This is a genomic window from Streptomyces sp. NPDC006463, assembly GCF_042870715.1.
Taxonomy (GTDB): domain Bacteria; phylum Actinomycetota; class Actinomycetes; order Streptomycetales; family Streptomycetaceae; genus Streptomyces.
This window is the reverse complement of the sequence record NZ_JBIAHP010000006.1, coordinates 69,505-87,229: the sequence shown is the minus strand read 5'-3', so window position 1 is coordinate 87,229 and position 17,725 is coordinate 69,505. Positions and strand designations below refer to the sequence as shown.

The 17,725-nt window shown below is 71.9% G+C and carries 17 protein-coding genes; 7 read left to right on the top strand and 10 right to left on the bottom strand.

The window, feature by feature from the left end; translation table 11 throughout:
• Window positions 1–352: 352 nt before the first annotated feature.
• Window positions 353–1,735: a nucleobase:cation symporter-2 family protein gene (locus tag ACFYOB_RS13310; RefSeq protein ID WP_388558953.1), complete on the top strand. Its 1,383-nt coding sequence runs from the start codon at window positions 353–355 to the stop codon at window positions 1,733–1,735.
• A gap of 213 nt (window positions 1,736–1,948) precedes the next feature.
• Window positions 1,949–2,311: a hypothetical protein gene (locus ACFYOB_RS13305; protein ID WP_388558950.1), complete on the top strand. Its 363-nt coding sequence runs from the start codon at window positions 1,949–1,951 to the stop codon at window positions 2,309–2,311.
• Window positions 2,312–2,355: 44 nt separating this feature from the next.
• On the opposite strand, the gene ACFYOB_RS13300 is transcribed toward ACFYOB_RS13305, so the two are convergent.
• From ACFYOB_RS13300 to ACFYOB_RS13280, 5 genes are all read right to left on the bottom strand, one after another.
• On the bottom strand, window positions 2,356–2,961 hold the full coding sequence (locus ACFYOB_RS13300) for a 3'-5' exoribonuclease domain-containing protein (RefSeq protein WP_388558947.1): 606 nt from the start codon (window positions 2,959–2,961) through the stop codon (window positions 2,356–2,358).
• A 49-nt stretch (window positions 2,962–3,010) separates the two neighbouring features.
• Window positions 3,011–4,132 (bottom strand): GDSL-type esterase/lipase family protein, encoded by a 1,122-nt coding sequence (locus ACFYOB_RS13295; RefSeq protein ID WP_388559509.1) that lies wholly within the window; start codon window positions 4,130–4,132, stop codon window positions 3,011–3,013.
• A 336-nt stretch (window positions 4,133–4,468) separates the two neighbouring features.
• Window positions 4,469–6,088, bottom strand: a complete 1,620-nt coding sequence (gene aceB, locus ACFYOB_RS13290; RefSeq protein WP_388558944.1) for a malate synthase A — start codon at window positions 6,086–6,088, stop codon at window positions 4,469–4,471.
• A gap of 251 nt (window positions 6,089–6,339) precedes the next feature.
• On the bottom strand, window positions 6,340–6,921 hold the full coding sequence (locus ACFYOB_RS13285) for an NTP transferase domain-containing protein (protein ID WP_388558941.1): 582 nt from the start codon (window positions 6,919–6,921) through the stop codon (window positions 6,340–6,342).
• Window positions 6,918–7,154, bottom strand: a complete 237-nt coding sequence (locus ACFYOB_RS13280; protein WP_388558938.1) for a hypothetical protein — start codon at window positions 7,152–7,154, stop codon at window positions 6,918–6,920. The genes ACFYOB_RS13285 and ACFYOB_RS13280 overlap by 4 nt, the downstream gene beginning before the upstream one ends.
• Window positions 7,155–7,242: 88 nt before the next feature.
• Here ACFYOB_RS13280 and ACFYOB_RS13275 point away from each other — a divergent pair, with 88 nt between their 5' ends.
• Window positions 7,243–8,730: a PLP-dependent aminotransferase family protein gene (locus ACFYOB_RS13275; protein ID WP_388558935.1), complete on the top strand. Its 1,488-nt coding sequence runs from the start codon at window positions 7,243–7,245 to the stop codon at window positions 8,728–8,730.
• A 9-nt stretch (window positions 8,731–8,739) separates the two neighbouring features.
• On the opposite strand, the gene ACFYOB_RS13270 is transcribed toward ACFYOB_RS13275, so the two are convergent.
• The 3 genes from ACFYOB_RS13270 to ACFYOB_RS13260 form a co-directional block, all read right to left on the bottom strand.
• Complete coding sequence (locus ACFYOB_RS13270) at window positions 8,740–9,189, bottom strand: hypothetical protein (protein WP_388558933.1); 450 nt, start codon at window positions 9,187–9,189, stop codon at window positions 8,740–8,742.
• A 104-nt stretch (window positions 9,190–9,293) separates the two neighbouring features.
• Window positions 9,294–9,923 (bottom strand): response regulator, encoded by a 630-nt coding sequence (locus tag ACFYOB_RS13265; RefSeq protein ID WP_388558930.1) that lies wholly within the window; start codon window positions 9,921–9,923, stop codon window positions 9,294–9,296.
• Window positions 9,923–11,122 (bottom strand): sensor histidine kinase, encoded by a 1,200-nt coding sequence (locus tag ACFYOB_RS13260; RefSeq protein WP_388558927.1) that lies wholly within the window; start codon window positions 11,120–11,122, stop codon window positions 9,923–9,925. Before ACFYOB_RS13260 ends, ACFYOB_RS13265 begins: the two co-directional genes overlap by 1 nt.
• Window positions 11,123–11,255: 133 nt before the next feature.
• Between ACFYOB_RS13260 and ACFYOB_RS13255 the strand changes: the two genes are divergently transcribed.
• Both ACFYOB_RS13255 and ACFYOB_RS13250 read left to right on the top strand, forming a co-directional pair.
• A complete protein-coding gene (locus ACFYOB_RS13255) occupies window positions 11,256–12,341 on the top strand; it encodes an ABC transporter permease (RefSeq protein ID WP_388558924.1) in 1,086 nt (361 codons plus the stop codon).
• On the top strand, window positions 12,338–13,033 hold the full coding sequence (locus ACFYOB_RS13250; protein WP_388558921.1) for an ABC transporter ATP-binding protein: 696 nt from the start codon (window positions 12,338–12,340) through the stop codon (window positions 13,031–13,033). Before ACFYOB_RS13255 ends, ACFYOB_RS13250 begins: the two co-directional genes overlap by 4 nt.
• A 77-nt stretch (window positions 13,034–13,110) precedes the next feature.
• Here the strand turns inward: ACFYOB_RS13250 and ACFYOB_RS13245 are convergent, their stop codons facing one another.
• Window positions 13,111–13,914 carry an IclR family transcriptional regulator gene (locus ACFYOB_RS13245; RefSeq protein ID WP_388558918.1) on the bottom strand — a complete coding sequence of 268 codons (804 nt, stop codon included), beginning with the start codon at window positions 13,912–13,914 and terminating at the stop codon, window positions 13,111–13,113.
• Between the two features lie 327 nt (window positions 13,915–14,241).
• On the opposite strand from ACFYOB_RS13245, the gene allB reads away from it, so the two are divergent.
• Together allB and alc are read left to right on the top strand one after the other, a co-directional pair.
• Window positions 14,242–15,585: an allantoinase AllB gene (gene allB, locus ACFYOB_RS13240; protein ID WP_388558915.1), complete on the top strand. Its 1,344-nt coding sequence runs from the start codon at window positions 14,242–14,244 to the stop codon at window positions 15,583–15,585.
• 2 nt (window positions 15,586–15,587) lie between these two features.
• Entirely contained in the window at window positions 15,588–16,706 is a 1,119-nt protein-coding gene (gene alc / locus ACFYOB_RS13235; RefSeq protein ID WP_388558912.1) for an allantoicase, read from the top strand.
• 116 nt (window positions 16,707–16,822) lie between these two features.
• Here alc and ACFYOB_RS13230 read toward each other — a convergent pair whose 3' ends face one another.
• Complete coding sequence (locus tag ACFYOB_RS13230) at window positions 16,823–17,560, bottom strand: SDR family oxidoreductase (protein ID WP_388558909.1); 738 nt, start codon at window positions 17,558–17,560, stop codon at window positions 16,823–16,825.
• Window positions 17,561–17,725 lie beyond the last annotated feature (165 nt).

Sequence of the window (17,725 nt, the reverse complement as noted above, 5' to 3'; positions counted from 1 at the left end):
GGTCGGGGCCCCCGCCCGGGGGGGGGGGGGCGGCGCCGCCCCCCCCCCCCCCGGGGGGGGCCCCCCCCCCCCCGGGGGGGGGGGCCCCCCCCCGCCCGGCGGCCGCGGACCCGAGCGGGGTCCGCGGCAGCCGTTCCCGGGAAGCGCCCGGTCTTTTGCGGGCGCCCCCGGGAGCGGTGACTCGTGCCACTGGCTTGATCTCCGCAGAACCGACTCGGGCGAATCGTTTCTGCATACCCACAGCTCTGCGCACCCACAACTGAAAACAGGCTCGACTCGCACAGCTTTCGCACCACCTCCATGACACCCACGTCCCTGCCGACGTGTTAACCGACCGGAGGAAGCCGTGGCCATGACGCCCAGGTTTCGCAAAGACGCAGTCGCAGTACCGGAGGAGAAGCACCCGGTCGACGAGACCTTGCCTCCGCTGAAAATGTTCACGAGCGGCCTCCAGCACGTGGCCGCCATGTACGCGGGTGTCGTAGCCCCGCCCATGATCGTCGGCCCCGCCGTCGGCCTCTCCGCCACCGAGACCGCCTTCCTGATGGGCGCCTCGCTCTTCACCGCAGGGCTCGCGACCCTCCTCCAGACCCTCGGTTTCTGGAAGATCGGCGCCAGGCTCCCCTTCGTCAACGGCGTCTCCTTCGCCGGTGTGACCCCGATGATCGCGATCGGCAAGGGGGAGGGAGCGGACGCCATCCCCGTCATCTTCGGCGCGATCGTCGTCGCGGGAGTCGTCGGCTTCTTCGCCGCCCCCTACTTCGGCAAACTCGTCCGCTTCTTCCCGCCGGTCGTGACGGGTACGGTCATCACCCTGATCGGCGTCTCGCTCCTGCCCGTCGCCTTCAACTGGTCGCAGGGCGGGAACCGCACGGCCACCGACTACGGCTCGATGAAGAACATCGGGATGGCGGCCGTCACCCTGGTCATCGTCCTGCTGATGCGCAAGTTCCTGCGCGGCTTCCTCCAGCAGATATCCATCCTGCTCGGCCTGGTGGCGGGCACGCTGATAGCTCTCCCGCTGGGGATGACCAGCTTCGACGCCGTCAAGAACGCCTCGGTGATCGGCTTCCCGACCCCGTTCCACTTCGGCGCCCCGCAGTTCCAGGTCGCCGCCATCGTCTCCATGTGCATCGTCATGCTCGTCTGCATGACCGAGTCCACTGCCGACATCCTGGCCCTCGGTAAGATCGTCGGCCGCCCGGCGGACGCGAGGACCATCGAGGGCGGCCTGCGCGCCGACACCCTCGGCAGCGCGATCAGCCCGCTCTTCAACGGCTTCATGTGCAGCGCCTTCGCCCAGAACATCGGCCTGGTCGCCATGACCAAGGTGCGCAGCCGGTTCGTCGTCGCCGCCGGCGGCGGCATCCTGATCCTGCTGGGCCTGTGCCCGATGGCGGCCTCCGTGATCGGCGTCGTCCCGCTGCCGGTGCTCGGCGGCGCCGGGATCGTGCTCTTCGGCTCGGTCGCGGCAAGCGGCATCCAGACCCTGGCGGGCGCGGCCATGGAGAAGGGCGAGAACGCCCTGATCGTCGCCGCCTCGGTGGGCATCGGCCTGATCCCCATCGCCGCGCCGGAGTTCTACCACGCCTTCCCGAAGGACCTGCTGGTCGTCCTCGACTCCGGCATCAGCACCGGCTGTGTGGTGGCGATCCTGCTCAACCTCGCCTTCAACCACCTCGGCGCCAGGAAGGATGCGGGCGCGGCCGTCCCGGATCCGGTCCCGGTGCACTGACCGGACAGGCCAGGCACGCGGACAGCACGGCGGCGCGCACGCCACCCACTGCGGGTGTGGCGTGCGCACCGCCGTACCGGGCCGTGACGCGTCAAGGGCGCGGCCCCGGTCGTATGCGCAGCCCCATTGCGCCATCCGCCCCGGCAGGCAACTGACGGACAGTCAATTCGGTGTAGACAGGCGTCTCTGATGTCCGACCGAAGGAGCCCCGCCATGCGAAGGAAGACCGCGGCACTGCTGGGAAGTGCCACGCTGCTCGCCATCCCGCTGCTCGCCGGGCCGGCCGAGGCCGCACCGGCCGGGGCCAACTGGAATTGCGGTGACGCCTGGTACTCCAGCCGCGCCGAAGGCCATGCGTGGATCCAATACTGCGAGAACAAGAACGTCGTGGTGGCCACCGTCACGGACGACAAGGCCGACGGCAGGTGTCCGCGAGTGTCCGGATACCTGTACAACGGCAGGTACGAGGTCCACTCCGCGGCCATCGGACCCAAGGGCGCGTCGCGCTACGTGGAGATCTACGCGCCCGCCGGCGACTGGTTCTACGTCGCCGGTGTGACCTGGAAGAGCTGCTGATCCGTAGCCCGTAGCCCGTAGCCCGTAGCCCGTGGTCCGTCCTGTCAGCCCTGTCCGTCCGCCGGCCCCTCCCACAGCATCAGATTGCTCATCAGCTCGGCCTGCTCGATCGCGTCGTCCAGCGCGTGGTGGGTGTGCCGCCGCCGCGACAGCAGCTCCCGCGGCATCCGGCCCTTGACGGCGGCCCGCAGCGGGACGCGCGCCTTCGTCGCGTAGAGGGTCTTCATGTCGAGGCATCCGGAGTGGCCGAAGGGGCTGTCGCCGCCGAACCGCATCAAGTACCAGTACAGGAAGGTCCAGTCGAAGGAGGCCGGGTAGCCGCACATCACCGGCTGCGCGCCGGCGGAGACCTCGCGCACCCACGCGCGGAACTCGGCCATGGCCGCCTCCGGATCGGCGCCCTCGCGGACCAGCCGGTCCCGGTCCAGTCCGCTCACCGCGAGGGCCTCGGGCACGAACTCGTCGCTGATCGGCCGCAACTCGCGGTAGAAGGTGAGCGCTTCGGGGTCCGCGGCCGTATACGAAGCGCCGTCCTGCCGCCCGGCGACGGAGGCCCCGAAGCTGATCATCGAGTACGGGCCGGGAATCGGCCCGTCGGCCTCGATGTCGACGGAGATGTAGAGGGAGGGTCGTGCGGTTCGGGCTGCCATGCCCGAGAGCATGGCAGCCCGAACCGTTTCGATCACCCGGATTTCGCCGCTACGGCGCGGGGGTCAGGTACATCCCGCTCTGGTCGGCTCCGGCGGTGTTCTTGCAGCTGACACCGGAGTCCGCGGGCTGGGCGACGGCCAGGGCGAGGCAGCGACCCGCGGCCAGCTGCCCGAAGTGGTTCGGGTGCATGGACTCCTGGATCAGGCCCTGCGACTCGTTGTTGTCGATCCAGCGCGCCCACTCGCTGGTCTTCGCCGAGGCCGGGACGGTGGAGGTCACCTGCTTGCTGGCCTTGGCGCACACCTCGCGGCCCTGGAGCATGTCCCGAAGGTCCAGGAACTGCACGCCCTTGGCGGCGGCGACGCCCCTGATGCGGCCCGCGATCTGCGGCACCAGCGAGTCACGCGCCCAGTCCGAGTCCCGGTTCCAGAAGGGACAGCCGCCGCTGTTGAGGCGGCTCCAGTCGCTCTGCGTGTACCGGTTCTCGGCGCCCCGCGGGATCGGCGACGGGTAGGACTGGAGCACGATCCGGTAGGCGGAATCGGCGTACCCGGCCGCGCGCATCACGGCCCGTACCTCGTCCACGGACTTCCCGACGTTGTCCATGACCTGGTCGATCTTCTGGTCCACGCCGTACTGCTGGTTGTCGTAGCAGTAGGAGTTCCAGAGGACGAAGTCGAGGGCGCAGTCCTTGATGATGTCGGCGAAGCCGAGGTCGTTCCCGCCGATGGACAGCGCGATGACCTTGACGTTGTTCGCGGCCGCCACGGCGGCGAGCTGATCGGCCTGCGGAGCCTCGCCCTTGAAGGCCACGCCGCCGTTGGAGGCGCGGAAGACGTTCTCGGAGGTCGCCCCGGAGCACGCCAGGTTCACGGCCACGTCGGCGATCGCCCCGGCACTCTTGACCTCGGCGGAGTCGGAGCGGTGGCAACCCCCGGCGGTGCTCCCGTAGACCTTCGAGGGGTCGTAGGTGCTGCCGGTGACCCATCCCCGGTCGGTCCCGTTCCGGCTCCCGGTGTTGGTCAGGCTGTTGCCCTTCCAGCGGCCGGCCTCGCCGGATATGTAACTGTCGCCCATGGACACGACGGCGGTGGGCCCGGTCCCGGGGCTGGCCACGGAGGTCCCGGCGGAACCGCCGACCAGGGCGCCGACGGCGAGCGGCAGAACCATCCCGGCCCCGGCGAATCGTCGCACTCGACTCCGGGCCCGGTCCTTGCTGGCGTTGCGGAATCCGATCACTGCGGAACTCCTGCGGTAGGCCATGGCGAAGCCGGAGCGAACTCCGGTGCATGGCTGGGGAAGTGGGGGTACCGCCGGCCGGTGGCAATCGGAAAGGTGACACGGGCCCACTTGTTACCGCTAGGTACAGGTAAGTTACGAACAAGTAACAACCGATCGGTCGTTCGGCTCGGCGCCCGGAAAACAGCTCCGCCCCCGCTGCCTGGTGGCAGCGAGGGCGGAGTCGGGGATGTCCGGCTGCTGTGCGTTTCAGCCGGAAGAGGGGTGTCAGCCGAGCAGCTGGTCGTACGCGGGGAGGGTGAGGAAGTCCGCGTAGTCCGCGTCCAGGGAGACCTGGAGGAGGAGGTCGTGGGCCTGCTGCCACTTTCCGGCCGCGAACGCCTCCTCGCCGACCTCGGCGCGGATGGCGGCCAGTTCCTCCGCCGCGATCTCGCGGGTCAGCTCGGCCGTCGCCGTCAAGCCGTTCTCGAAGACGACACCGGCGTTGATCCACTGCCAGATCTGCGAGCGCGAGATCTCGGCGGTGGCCGCGTCCTCCATCAGGCCGAAGATGCCGACGGCGCCGAGGCCCCGCAGCCAGGCCTCGATGTAGCGGATGCCGACCTGGACCGCGTTGCGCAGGCCCTCGTACGTGGGCTTCGCGTCCAGCGAGTCGATGGCGATGAGCTCGCCCGGGGCCACCGAGACGTCCTCGCGCAGGCGGTCCTTCTGGTTCGGCTTGTCGCCGAGCACGGCGTCGAAGGAGGCCATCGCGATCGGGACCAGGTCGGGGTGGGCGACCCAGGAGCCGTCGAAGCCGTCGCCCGCCTCGCGGTCCTTGTCGGCCTTGACCTTCTCGAACGCGACCTTGTTGACCTCGGCGTCCTTGCGGGACGGGATGAAGGCCGCCATGCCGCCGATGGCGTGCGCGCCGCGCTTGTGGCAGGTGCGCACCAGCAGTTCGGTGTAGGCGCGCATGAACGGGGCGGTCATCGTCACCGCGTTGCGGTCCGGCAGGACGAACTTCTCGCCGCCGTCACGGAAGTTCTTCACGATCGAGAAGAGGTAGTCCCAGCGGCCCGCGTTCAGGCCGGCGGCGTGGTCGCGCAGCTCGTAGAGGATCTCCTCCATCTCGTACGCGGCGGTGATCGTCTCGATCAGGACCGTCGCGCGGACGGTGCCCTGCGGGATGCCGACGTAGTCCTGGGCGAAGACGAAGATGTCGTTCCAGAGGCGCGCCTCCAGGTGCGACTCCGTCTTCGGCAGGTAGAAGTACGGGCCCTTGCCGAGGTCGATCAGGCGCTTCGCGTTGTGGAAGAAGTACAGGCCGAAGTCGACGAGCGAGCCGGAGGCCGGGCCGCCCTCGAACCGGAGGTGGCGCTCCTCCAGGTGCCAGCCGCGCGGCCGCATCACGACGGTGGCGAGCTCGTCGGCGGGCCGCAGGGCGTACGTCTTGCCCGTGCGCCCGTCCGTGAAGTCGATGCGGCGCTCGTAGGCGTCGATGAGGTTGAGCTGGCCGAGGACGACGTTCTCCCAGGTGGGAGCGGATGCGTCCTCGAAGTCGGCGAGCCAGACCTTGGCACCCGAGTTCAGGGCGTTGATGGTCATCTTGCGGTCCGTCGGACCGGTGATCTCCACACGGCGGTCGTTCAGCGCGGCCGGCGCCGGGGCCACCTTCCAGTCCCCCTCGCGGACCTGTGCGGTGTCCGGGAGGAAGTCGAGGGTGGAGGTCCGGGCGATCTCGGCTCGGCGCTCGCCGCGCCGGGCGAGGAGCTCCGCCCGGCGGGGGGCGAACCGCCGGTGCAGCTCGGCCACGAAGGCGAGGGCCGCTTCGGTGAGGACTTCGTCCTGCCGGGGCAGGGGCTCGGCTGCGACGATGGCCAGCGGGGACGGCGCTGGTGCGGACATATCTGTCACTCCTTCAGCGGCGGTGCCTTGCGGCCGCGGGGGAATGCTCGCGCTGGACGGCACGCAGTGCCGTCGGGTGTGGAGAGTTCCGGGATACGGTCGCGGGCGCCGTCTTTGGTTCAGGGCGCTTCTGACCAGTGGATAGTAATTTCCTCATGGTGGAAGTTCAATGGTTTGTTGATGTCGAGATTCTCCGAGTCGACAGATTCCGGTTCGCGGTGGCCCTCAGTGCCACTCCCGTTACACCGCGCTCAGAGCAGGCGGGCCAGGTCGGGCGGGGTGTCGATGTCGTACGCCTCCGCGATGTCCGCGCACTCCACCAGCGTGAGCTCCTCGGCGTGTCGCGCGAGGTGCACGCGCGCGCCCTTGTCGCCGGTCGCCGTCGCCGCGATGTCCGCCCACCTGTCCGCGCCGAACAGCACCGGGTGGCCGCGCTCGCCGTCGTAGGACGCCGCCACCAGGCTCGCCGGGGAGCGGTACGCCTCACGTACCCGGGCCACGGCCGCCGGCCCGATGCCCGGCTGGTCCACCAGGCAGACCAGGGCCGCGCGGGCGCCCGTACCGGCCAGGGAGGCGAGGCCGACCCGCAGGGACGAGCCCATGCCCTGCGCCCAGTCGGGGTTGTCCACGACCACGCAGCCGGCCAGGTCCGCGCGCTCGCGGACCTCGGACGCCGAGGCGCCCAGCACCACGTGCACCGGGCCGCAGCCCGCCTCCCGCAGCACCCGCACGGCGTTCTCGACCAACGGGCGGCCGCGGTAGGGGAGCAGAGCCTTGGGCCGGCCGCCGAGCCGACGGCCGCCACCGGCGGCCAGGAGGAGGCCCGCGATCACCGGTGCAGCAGTCTGACCGGTCCGGTCGGGGTGGTCGGTGTGGTCTGGGTGGTCAATGTGGTCGGTGTGGGATGGCATGCCACCGATTCTCGCTCCTGGGTCTGCGCGAGCGGCCGTCTTCCCCGGGTCAGGGCGCCGCGTACGGCGGCCAGCGCGGCGCCGATCCGCAGCGGCTCACAGATCCGGTTCTCGGTGGCGGCCAGCAGGGCTCGTTCGTCACGGTCGGTCAGCATCGCCGAAGCTCCTTGCCAATCGGGGTCCAATACGGCGAGTCTGGTCCCCGATTGGCCTGGCCGTCAGAGCCAATCAGGGGAGGTTGGCATGGCGAACGGGCGAGTGGTCCAGACAGCGGACAGAACCATCGGCAGCCGACAGCTCGCGGCCCTGCTCCCGGCCGACGTGCTGGCCCGCCCGGGCTACCGGTCGCTCGCCGACGCCGTGCGCACGCTGATCCTCGACGGCCGCATCGCCCTGCACGTACGGCTGCCCGCCGAGCGCGAGCTCGCCGAGGCGGTCGGCGCCAGCCGGGCCACCGTCACCGGCGCCTACGACCTGCTGCGGGAGAGCGGCTACGTCCGCAGCCGCCGCGGCTCCGGCACCTGGACCGAACTCCCCGACGGCCACCGTCCCGTCGGCGCGCACCTCCTCGTCGGGGCCGGCGGCTACAGCGCCGACGACGACCCCGGCATCGACCTCGCCATCGCGGCCATGGGCGCACCCGAGGGCAGCCTGTCGGAGGCCTTCGCCTGGGCCGCACCGAGGCTGCCCCGGTTCGCCCGCACCCCCGGCTACCACCCCTTCGGCCTGCCCGACCTGCGCACGGCCGTCGCCGAGCGGTTCACCCGGCGCGGGCTGCCCACCCGCCCCGAGCAGATCCTGGTCACGGCCGGGGCCCAGCAGGCCTTCGCGCTGGTCGTCAGCCTGCTCTGCCGGACCGGGGACCGGGTCGTCACCGAGAACCCGACCTACGCGAACGCCCTCGACGCCCTGCGTCACGCCCGGCTGCGCACCGGGTCCATCGCCGTCTCCGACGCGGGATGGGACATGGAGATAGCCGAGTCGACGCTCCGTCAGACCGTGCCCCGGCTGACGTACGTGATCCCGGACTTCCACAACCCGACGGGCGCGCTGATGCCGACGGAGCAGCGGCTGCGGCTGCTCGCGGCCACCCGGGCCACCGGGACCTGGCTGGTGGTGGACGAGACGATCGCCGACATCGCGCTGGACGTTCCCGCGCCCGCGCCCCTGGCCTCGCTGGCCCCGCGCGGCGGCGCCGACCACGTCATCACCATCGGCTCGCTCAGCAAGACGCACTGGGGCGGCCTGCGGGTGGGCTGGGTCCGGGCCACCGCGAAGATGATCACCGAGCTGACGGCCGTACGCGTCTCCGCCGACATGACCGGCTCGGTACTCGACCAGCTCGTCGCGCTCCCGCTGCTGGAGAGCCTGGACCGGACCCTGCCCGCGCGCCTGGCGCAGCTGCGGACCCGGCGCGAGGCCCTGGTGCGGTCCCTCCAGCGCCACACCCCGGAATGGTCCTGGCGGCTGCCGCCCGGCGGGCTCTCGCTCTGGGTCGACCTGGGTGAGCCGGTCAGCTCCGCGCTGGGGGAGCGGGCCGCGGCCGCCGGGGTGCACATCGGCCGCGGGGCCCGCTTCGGTGTGGACCCGGGGACCTTCGAACACCGGCTCCGGATCCCGTACACGCTGCCCGAATACCGCCTGGACGAGGGCGTACGCCGCCTCGCGCAGGCCTTCCACGAGGGCGTCCCGCTGACCCCGGCGGTTGATCGGCCGTACTGGGTGGCGTAGGCCCGGCGGCTACGGCCGCTTGCGGAAGTACGCGTTCGCCGCCGGGCGGAACATCAGGGCCACCGCCGTCAGGACGGCCACCAGGTGGACCGTCCGGCTCGCGCCGAAGACCAGGTCGAGGGTGTCCGCACGCGACAGGGCGTCGGCGAGCGACCCTCCGTCGAGGAGGTACCTCAGCGGTTCCACGACCAGCGAGGCGCTGCCGACGATGCCGAGGCCGACGGCCAGGGTGATCCGGGCCCAGCGCGCGCCCGAGCGCATGCGGAAGGCGACCAGGACGGCCGCGGTGAAGACGGTCAGGCGGACCACCAGGCCGACGGCGATCTGGTCGGCCGGAACCCGGCCGAGCATGAGCGCGGTCTCGAACGCCCCGGCGGCCACCGCCGTCAGCCAGAGTGCGAAGGCGGTGCGGACCTCGGTGGGGGGCGTCAGTTGGTGGGGTACGACGGCGGTGGACATCGGGGGACTCGCTCTCCGGTCGGGGACTCGACACCCCGATGCTCCCGCCGGTCCGGGCCGCGCACCCGCCTGCGGCCCGGTGTATCCGAGCTGGGGCTGGCCCCCTACGGCGTGCGGATCAGGCGGCGGGTGGCGGCGGCCGCGACCGCGGAGGTGCGGGAGTCGACGCCGAGCTTCGCGTAGATGTGCACCAGGTGGGACTTGACCGTGGCCTGGCTGAGGAAGAGCCGCTTGGAGATCTGCTGGTTCGACAGGCCGTCCGCGACAAGCTGGAGCACCTCCAGCTCCCGCTTCGTCAGCGCCTCCGCCGGGGTCCGCATCCGGTCCATCAGCCGCAGCGCCACCGCCGGGGCCAGCGCCGACTGGCCCGCCGCGGCCGTACGTACCGCCGCTGCCAGCTCCTCCGGCGGGGCGTCCTTCAGCAGGTAGCCCGAAGCGCCCGCCTCCACGGCCGCCAGGATGTCCGCGTCCGTGTCGTACGTCGTCAGCACCAGCACCCGGGGCGCGCCCTGCCGTGCCGTGATCAGGGCCGTCGCCTCGGCGCCGTGCATACCGGCCCCGAACTGGAGGTCCATCAGCACCACGTCCACCGGCTCGGCGGCCGCCAGCTCCACGGCCCGCTCGGCGGTCGCGGCCTCGGCGACCACCGTGAAGTCCGGTTCGGTGTCCAGCACCGCGCGCAGGCCCGCCCGGACCACCGGATGGTCGTCCGCGAGCAGCAGTCGGACGGTCATCAGACGGCCTCCAGGGGAAGGGGCAGGGTGACGGCCACGGCCGTGCCCTGGCCGTAGCCGGACTCCACGGTGAACAGCCCGCCCAGCGTCTCGGCGCGCGAGCGCATCGCCGGCAGGCCGAAGCCGCCCTCGCCCGACGGGGCGGAGGAGAGGTCAAAGCCCTGCCCGTCGTCCACGATGTCCAGGGTGACGGAGGCGTCCATGAAGGTGAGCGTGATCTCGGCCCGCCCGGCGCGCGCGTGGCGCACCACATTGGCCAGCGCCGACTGCGCGATCCGCAGCAGGGCCACCTCGTACGGGGTGGGCAGTACCCGGGGCCTGCCGCTCAGCGAGAACCGCACCCGCGGCCCCGGCGCCCCCGAGCAAAGCCGTTCCAGCGCGGCGGCGAGCGACCCGTGCTCCAGGTCCGGCGGGGTGAGGGCCCGTACGAAGCGACGCGCCTCGGCGAGGTTCTCCTGGGCGGCCTCCCGCGCCCGCGCGATGTGGGGAACGGCCGGCGAGTCCACGGGAAGCGCCCGCTCGGCGGCCCGCAGCAGCAGCTGGATCGAGGACAGTCCCTGGGCCAGCGTGTCGTGGATCTCCCGGGCGAGCCGCTCCCGCTCGGCCAGGACCCCCGCGCCGCGCTCGGCCGCGGCCAGCTCCGCGCGGGTCGTGATGAGCTCCTCGATCAGCTCCCGTCGGCGTTCGCTCTCGCGGTACAGCGCCTGGTAGCCCAGAACGGTCGCCACCGCCACGGCCCCGCCCAGCAGCGGCCCGAGGAAGGCTCCGGGCGTCACCGCGCTGCTGTGCGCGAGGAAACCGCCGATGGCCGCGCAGGCGGTCACCGCGACGGCCGCGACACCCCAGCGCAGCCGCAGCAGGTGCAGCTCCAGGAAGTACAGCGGGAAGGCGATCCACAGCCCGTCGGGGGAGACCGCCAGCAGGGCCAGCCAGAGCGCACCCAGCGCGGCCAGCCACACCGCCCCGGCGCGCGGCGACGCGTGCACGGCGGGGGCCCGTACGCCGCCCGCGTACACGGCGGCCAGGGCCGCGCAGACGGCGACGACCCAGCCGGCCCCGGGCGCGGAGTCGGCGACGGCCCGTCCGGCGGCCAGCGCGAGCAGCCCGAGGAGCAGCGCGTGCAGGCACAGCCGCAGCACTTTCGAGACGGGGGTGAGGGGGCGGGAAGCGGGCGGAGCGGGAGGATTCAGAGCAGCCATGACCTGACCAGCCTAAGTGGGCCCGGACCACCCCCGGTCAACCAAAAGTTTGATGTCCGGATGCGTCCTTCGATACGAGGATCGCTACCGTGGCGCGATGCCTTGTGCCCACGCGGACGGCCAAGGTGGGGACATGTTCGTCGCATGGAGAGATCTACGGTTCGCGAAGGGCCGGTTCGCCCTCATGGGCTCCGTCGTACTGCTGATCACGCTGCTGGTCGGCCTGCTGTCCGGGCTCACCTCCGGTCTGGCCCGGGAGAACATCTCGGCCGTCACCGGGCTGCCCGCCACCCATCTGGCCTTCGCCGCGCCCGCCGGGGACCAGAAGGTCTCCTTCACCAACTCCCAGGTGCAGGAGAAGGCCTGGCAGGCATGGCGCGGGCAGCCAGGGGTGACGTCGGCGGAGCCGCTCGGCATCCGCACCACCAATGCCGCCTCGGGCGAGCGCACCGCGGCCGTCTCGGTCTTCGGGGTGGAGCCCTCGGGGAAGCTCGGCCCGCGCGGCAGCGGCCTCGCCCAGGGACGGGTGGTGCTCACCGAGAAGGCCGCGAAGGAGCTGGGCGGCCTCACCGCGGGCGCCAGGCTCAGGATCGGCCCGCTCGAACTGTCCGTCGCCGCGGTTTGCGGCACCGCCGCCTACAGCCATACCCCTGTCGTCTGGATGGACCTGAACGACTGGCAGCGCATCGGCAACCCCGGCACCTCCCCCGACACGCTCGCCACCGTCGTCGCCGTCTCGGGCGACGGCATGGACCTGGCGGCCGCGGACAAGGCCGCCGCCACCAAGGCCCAGACCGTGGACGAGGCCCTGGGCGCCATAGGCTCCTACCAGGCCGAGAACGGCTCGCTCCAGCTGATGCGCGGCTTCCTCTTCGCCATCTCGGCCCTGGTGATAGGAGCCTTCTTCACCGTGTGGACCATCCAGCGCAGCGGGGACGTCGCCGTGCTGAAGGCACTGGGTGCCTCGACGCCGTATCTGCTGAAGGACGCCCTCGGCCAGGCCGTGGTCATGCTGGCGATCGGCACCGGGCTGGGCACGGCGCTCGCCGCCGGCTTCGGCGCGCTGATCAGCGGCGGGAACGTGCCCTTCGTGCTCGACGCCGCCACCGTGCTCGTCCCGGCCGCCGTCATGATCGTGCTCGGTGCCCTGGGCGCGGCCCTGTCCATCCGGCGGATCACCGCCGTCGACCCGCTGACCGCCCTCGGGAGCGCCCGATGACCCTGCTCGTGCACGACGTCACCCTCACCTACCCCGACGGCGAGAGCAGGCTCACCGCCCTCGACTCGGTCGGCCTGGAGGTGCCCGCGGGCACCTTGACGGCGGTCATCGGCCCCTCCGGCTCCGGCAAGTCCAGCCTGCTCGCCGTGGCCGCGACGCTGGTCACCCCGGACTCCGGCCGGGTGGTCGTCGCCGGCCAGGACACCGCCGCGCTGAGCGCCGCCGAGAAGTCGGCCCTGCGCCGGGAGAAGATCGGCATCGTCTTCCAGCAGCCGAACCTGCTCGCCTCGCTGACCGCCGCCGAACAGCTCCAGGTCATGGCGCACGTATCGGGCCGGCCCGCGCGGGCGCTGCGCAGGCGCGCGCTGGAGCTGCTGGACGCGGTGGGTCTGGCGGAGAAGGCCGACAGGCGGCCCCACCAGCTCTCCGGCGGCCAGCGCCAGCGGATCAACATCGCCCGCGCCCTGATGAACGAGCCCGCCGTGCTGCTGGTCGACGAGCCGACCAGCGCCCTCGACCACGAGCGGGGCGCGGCCGTGCTCGACCTGCTGGTCACGCTGACCCGCCAGCGCTCGACGGCCACGGTGCTGGTCACGCACGACCACGCCCACCTGGACCGGATGGACCGTACGGCGACGATGGCCGACGGCCGCCTGTCGCAGAGCCCGGACCCGGTCCCGGCGTCGTCCTGACACACGCGAAGGCCCCGGCCGCCCCTCGCTCCGAGGGGCGGCCGGGGCCTTCGTACGACTGCCTGCCGGGGCTGCTGCTAGGCGGGGTTCTGGTTGGACAGGGCCACGGACAGCTCGGCCGCCACGCCCTGCAGGATCGGCACGATCGACTCGGTCAGCGCCTCGGTCACCCGGCCCGCCGGGCCCGAGATGGAGATCGCGGCGGCGGTCGGCGAGTTCGGCACCGACACGGCGAGGCAGCGGACTCCTATTTCCTGCTCGTTGTCGTCGACCGCGTAGCCCACCTTGCGGACCTGCTCCAGCGCGTCGAGGAAGCCCTCGGGCGTGGTGATGGTCTTCTCGGTCGCCGCCGGCATTCCGGTGCGGGCCAGCAGGGCTCGTACCTCGTCGGCGGGGGTGTGGGCGAGGAGCGCCTTGCCCACTCCGGTGGAGTGCGGGAGCACCCGGCGGCCGACCTCGGTGAACATGCGCATGGAGTGCTTGGACGGCACCTGGGCGACGTAGACGATCTCGTCCCCGTCGAGCAGGGCCATGTTCGCCGTCTCCCCGGTCTCCTCGACCAGGCGGGCGAGGTACGGGCGGGCCCAGGTGCCCAGGAGCCGCGACGCGGACTCTCCGAGGCGGATCAGCCGGGGGCCGAGGGAGTAACGTCGGTTGGGCTGCTGACGTACATAACCGCATGCCACGAGGGTGCGCATGAGGCGGTGGATGGTCGGCAGCGGCAGACCGCTGGCGGCGGAGAGCTCACTGAGACCGACTTCGCCCCCGGCGTCGGCCATGCGTTCGAGCAGATCGAAGGCGCGCTCAAGGGACTGGACGCCACCGCTGGCGGCAGTGGGCTTGGCGGAAGCGTCGGTGGTGCTGGCGCTGGACGTCGGCACGGCGCGGTCCTTTCGGTGCTGGCAGGCAAGGAATCAGCCTACCGGTCGGTCGGCGTCGGCCCTAGTGCAGGGGCGATGCCGTCCCCGCCGGTCAGAGGCGGTTTGTCCGGGTGGCGGACGTCCTCGGGAAGTTACCCTCCCGTCCCTCGATGGTGGTAGCTACATTCTGTATAGCGAAATCTTAATTCCATCTTGTGGAAACATCCAATTGCAGTGCCTGCGCGTCAGTGGTCCGTCCGGGCGCTCTTGACTGGCTCCGGATCGCCCCGCAGACTCCGTCAACAGAACGTTGAATTTCGCTCTGTGGAAGTAGATGGGGAGGTTCCGGTGTCCGACGTGGCTGTGGAACTGGTACTGCGCTCGACGCGCGTCGTCACCCCCGAGGGGACGCGCGCCGCCTCGGTGGCCGTCGCCGACGGGAAGATCACGGCCGTGCTGCCGCACGACGCCGAGGTACCGGCCGGAGCCCGGCTGGAGGACTTCGGCGACGACGTCCTGCTCCCCGGCCTGGTCGACACCCACGTCCACGTGAACGACCCGGGCCGCACCGAGTGGGAAGGCTTCTGGACGGCCACCCAGGCCGCCGCGGCCGGAGGCATCACCACGATCCTCGACATGCCGCTGAACTCCCTGCCGCCCACCACCACGACCGACAACCTGCGCGTCAAGCAGGAGGTCGCCCGCACCAAGGCGCACGTGGACATCGGCTTCTGGGGCGGCGCCCTGCCCGACAACGTCAAGGACCTGCGCCCGCTGCACGACGCCGGCGTCTACGGCTTCAAGTGCTTCCTGTCGCCCTCCGGCGTCGAGGAGTTCCCCGAGCTGGACCAGGAGCAGCTGGCCGCCTCCCTCGCCGAGATCACCGGCTTCGGCGGCCTGATGATCGTGCACGCCGAGGACCCGCACCACCTGGACGCGGCCCCGGTCGTCCCCGGCCCCAAGTACGCCGACTTCCTCGCCTCCCGCCCGCGCGACGCCGAGAACACCGCGATCGGGAACCTGATCGCCCAGGCGAAGCGGCTGAACGCGCGGGTCCACGTACTGCACCTCTCGTCGAGCGACGCGCTGCCGCTGATCGCCGCCGCCAAGGCCGAGGGCGTGAGGATCACCGTCGAGTCCTGCCCGCATTACCTCACCCTCACGGCCGAGGAAGTCCCTGACGGCGCCAGCGAGTTCAAGTGCTGCCCGCCCATCCGCGAGGCCGCCAACCAGGACCTCCTGTGGGACGCGCTCGCGGACGGCACCATCGACTGCATCGTCTCGGACCACTCGCCCTCGACCGCGGACCTGAAGACCAGCGACTTCTCCACCGCGTGGGGCGGCATCTCCTCCCTCCAGCTGGGCCTGCCCGCCATCTGGACCGAGGCGCGCCGGCGCGGACACTCCCTGGAGGACGTCGTCCGCTGGATGTCCGCCGCCCCGGCCGCCCTGGCCGGCCTGGCGCAGAAGGGCGCGATCGAGGCGGGCCGCGACGCCGACTTCGCCGTCCTGGCGCCCGAAGAGACCTTCACCGTGGACCCCGCGGAACTCCACCACCGCAACCGGGTCACGGCGTACGCGGGCAAGACCCTGCACGGCGTCGTGAAGTCCACCTGGCTGCGCGGTGCGCAGATCGCCGACCACGGCACCCCGAACGAGCCCACGGGCCTCCTCCTCGAAAGGCAGAACTGACAGTGGCGATTGACTCCTTCACCGGCAACGCGAACCCGTACGGAGGCGGCGACCCGTACGCGGACTACCGCACCGCGGACTTCCCCTTCACCCAGTACGCGAACCTCGCCGCCCGTGAGCTGGGCGCCGGTGTCATCGCCGCCAACGACGAGTTCTTCGCCCAGCGCGAGAACCTGCTCATCGCCGAGGCCGCGCACTTCGACCCGGAGCACTTCGGCCACAAGGGCAAGATCATGGACGGCTGGGAGACCCGCCGCCGTCGCGGTGTCTCCGCCGAGCAGCCCTGGCCGACCCCCGAGGACCACGACTGGGCGCTCGTACGCCTGGGCGCCCCCGGCGTCATCCGCGGCATCGTCGTCGACACCGCCCACTTCCGCGGCAACATGCCGCAGGCCGTCTCCATCGAGGGCACCAACTGGGACGGCGCCCTCGCGCCGACCCCGCAGGAGCTCCTCGGCGACGACGTGAAGTGGACCGTGCTCGTCCCCCGCACCCCGGTCGGCGGCCACGCGGCCAACGGCTTCGAGGTCGACGCCGAGCAGCGCTTCACGCACCTGCGCGTCAACCAGCACCCGGACGGCGGCATCGCCCGCCTGCGCGTCTACGGTGAGGTCGCCCAGGACCCGAAGTGGCTCGCCACGCTCGGCACCTTCGACGTGGTCGCCCTGGAGAACGGCGGCTCGGTCCAGGACGCGTCCAACCGCTTCTACTCCCCGCCGACCAACACCATCAACCCGGGCCGCTCCCGCAAGATGGACGACGGCTGGGAGACCGCCCGCCGCCGCGACAACGGCAACGACTGGATCCGCTACCAGCTCGTCGCCGAGTCCGAGATCCGCGCCGTCGAGATCGACACCGCCTACCTCAAGGGCAACTCGGCCGGCTGGGCCTCCCTGTCGGTCAAGACGGGCGAGGAGGGCGAGTGGACGGAGTTCCTGCCGCGCACCCGCCTGCAGCCCGACACCAACCACCGCTTCGTGCTGGACACCCCGGCGGTCGGCACGCACGTGCGGATCGACATCTTCCCGGACGGCGGTTTCTCCCGCCTGCGGCTGCACGGCTCGCTGACGGAGGCCGGCGCCGCCGCGCACGCCGCCCGCCACCAGGAGCTGGGCGGCTGACACCACCCCGCCGACTGCCCCGGGGGCCGACACCCCCGGGGCGCGCACGGCCCGGAGGGGCGCACCGCACGGCGGTGCGCCCCTCCGGGGTGTCCGGCCCGCACGCCCGGCGGGGGCTACGCCGCGAATCCGCCGTCCACCGCGAACTCCGCGCCCGTGACGTACGCGGAGTCCGGCCCGGCCAGGAAGGACACCATGGCCGCCACCTCGCGCGCGGCGGCGAACCGGCCGAGGGCCGTCATCGCCGCCTGCGGGTCCGCGTAGGGCCCGTCCGCCGGGTTCATGTCGGTGTCCACCGGGCCCGGGTGCACGAGGTTCGCGGTGATGCCGCGCTCGCCGAGCTCCCGGGCCAGCCCCTTGGTCAGTCCGGTCAGCGCGGACTTGCTCATCGCGTACAGCGCGCCGCCCGGGCCCGGGACCCGCTGGGTCATGCAGCTGCCGATGGTGATGATCCGCCCGCCCGCGCCCATCCGTCCGGCCGCCGCCTGGGCCGCGAGGAACGCCCCGCGGACGTTGACGGACAGCACCCGGTCCACGTCGGCCAGACCCAGTCCGTCGAGGGGGCCGAGCACGCCCACCCCCGCGTTGTTGACCAGGACGTCGATCCGCCCGAGGCCCCGTACGGTCTCCTCCACCGCCGCCGCGGCCTGCGCCCCGTCGCCCGCGTCGGCCCGTACGGCCAGCCCGCGCCGCCCGAGGGCCTCCACCTTGCCGATCACCTCGGCCGCCGACCGCGCGTCGTTGACGTAACTGACCGCGACGTCGAGCCCGTCCTCGGCCAGCCGCAGGGCGGTCGCCGCGCCGATCCCGCGGCTGCCGCCGGTCACCAGTGCCACAGACCCGATCCCGTTCATGATGTCCTCCTCCAATGAATGGTTGCGGTTTCAATGAAATGGGAGTGCGCGGTCCTGCGCTGGCGGGAATCGGACATGGAGTTTTTCGCGCGCCGCACCGATGAGTCCGCGGCGGCCCGGAAGTCTGAACCTGCGTACGGACGACCGAGCTAGGAGCGCAGAGCC

Coding starts and splice junctions, on each gene's coding strand:
- ACFYOB_RS13260 (WP_388558927.1), bottom strand. CDS start 11,122: ATGGCTGCTCTGAATCCTCCCGCTCCGCCCGCTTCCCGCCCCCTCACC.
- ACFYOB_RS13305 (WP_388558950.1), top strand. CDS start 1,949: ATGCGAAGGAAGACCGCGGCACTGCTGGGAAGTGCCACGCTGCTCGCC.
- ACFYOB_RS13295 (WP_388559509.1), bottom strand. CDS start 4,132: ATGGTTCTGCCGCTCGCCGTCGGCGCCCTGGTCGGCGGTTCCGCCGGG.
- ACFYOB_RS13255 (WP_388558924.1), top strand. CDS start 11,256: ATGTTCGTCGCATGGAGAGATCTACGGTTCGCGAAGGGCCGGTTCGCC.
- ACFYOB_RS13265 (WP_388558930.1), bottom strand. CDS start 9,923: ATGACCGTCCGACTGCTGCTCGCGGACGACCATCCGGTGGTCCGGGCG.
- ACFYOB_RS13275 (WP_388558935.1), top strand. CDS start 7,243: ATGGCGAACGGGCGAGTGGTCCAGACAGCGGACAGAACCATCGGCAGC.
- ACFYOB_RS13310 (WP_388558953.1), top strand. CDS start 353: ATGACGCCCAGGTTTCGCAAAGACGCAGTCGCAGTACCGGAGGAGAAG.
- ACFYOB_RS13300 (WP_388558947.1), bottom strand. CDS start 2,961: ATGGCAGCCCGAACCGCACGACCCTCCCTCTACATCTCCGTCGACATC.
- ACFYOB_RS13250 (WP_388558921.1), top strand. CDS start 12,338: ATGACCCTGCTCGTGCACGACGTCACCCTCACCTACCCCGACGGCGAG.
- ACFYOB_RS13230 (WP_388558909.1), bottom strand. CDS start 17,560: ATGAACGGGATCGGGTCTGTGGCACTGGTGACCGGCGGCAGCCGCGGG.
- aceB (WP_388558944.1), bottom strand. CDS start 6,088: ATGTCCGCACCAGCGCCGTCCCCGCTGGCCATCGTCGCAGCCGAGCCC.
- ACFYOB_RS13280 (WP_388558938.1), bottom strand. CDS start 7,154: ATGCTGACCGACCGTGACGAACGAGCCCTGCTGGCCGCCACCGAGAAC.
- ACFYOB_RS13270 (WP_388558933.1), bottom strand. CDS start 9,189: ATGTCCACCGCCGTCGTACCCCACCAACTGACGCCCCCCACCGAGGTC.